Consider the following 1,085-nt stretch of genomic DNA (forward strand, 5'->3'; position numbering starts at 1 on the left):
TGTTTATTGTCTGCTTCGCTCTTTACATATTTAGATAATGAATCAATACTGCTATAATAGGTAGTAAAATATTTATTGATCATCCAACCTGACACTAAACTTCCAAACACAGCTCCAAAACCGTTAGTCATCATCATAAATAAACCTTGAGCAGATGAACGTGTTTTTGGTGTGGTTGATGTTTCTACGAACAGTGATCCGGAAATATTAAAGAAATCGAATGCCATACCGTATACAATACAAGAAGTAATGATCATCCATAAATTAGTAGAAGGATCGCCAAAGGCAAATAACCCGAAACGTAATACCCAGGCAAACATGGCAATTGCAATTACCCATTTAATCCCAAATCTTTTCAAAAAGAATGGAATAGCAAGAATAAACAGTGTTTCTGATATTTGAGAGATGGATAAAATGATCGTGGAATAGCGGATTACAAAAGATTCTGCAAATACAGGGAATAATTTAAATTCATCCAGAAAAACATCACCATAAGCATTGGTTAATTGCAATGCAGCCCCTAAAAACATAGAGAAGATGAAAAACAAGGCCATTTTATAATCAGCAAACAGCTTGAATGATTCTAACCCTAGTTTCTGTGCGAATGTTTTTTTCTCACTAATTAAATTTAAAGGTTTACAGGCAGGTAAAGTGAAAGAGTATATGCCTAAAAATAAGGCACTTATACCAGCAATGTAAAATTGATTTGCACTTGCTTTATTCCCGGTTAAATTGGTAAGCCACATGGCGGCAATAAAACCAACTGTTCCCCAAACACGGATGGGCGGAAAGTTTTTTACAACATCGAAGTTGCCGTTTTTTAATGTTGTGTAGCTAATTGAGTTACTTAATGCAATGGTTGGCATATAAAAACACATAGACACCAATATAACCCAAAAGAAAGTGTGCGGATCTTCTACTTGAGGCAGATAGAACATGGTGGCTGCGTAAAGGATATGTAAAATAGCATATAACTTTTCTGCATTGATCCATTTATCTGCAAGAATGCCTGTTATGGTTGGCATAAATAGCGATGCAATGCCCATTGTAGAGAAAATTACCCCAAAATCTGCACCGTCCCATTG

General features: G+C 35.7%; 1 protein-coding gene. It reads right to left on the reverse strand.

Going from position 1 to position 1,085, the window contains the following annotated elements; translation table 11 throughout:
- Positions 1-1,085: MFS transporter (locus AC1DPQ_RS28555; RefSeq protein WP_477611684.1), on the reverse strand; the 1,085-nt coding region annotated here is incomplete at both ends.

Source organism: Pedobacter sp. 01T416_2 (assembly GCF_056398925.1).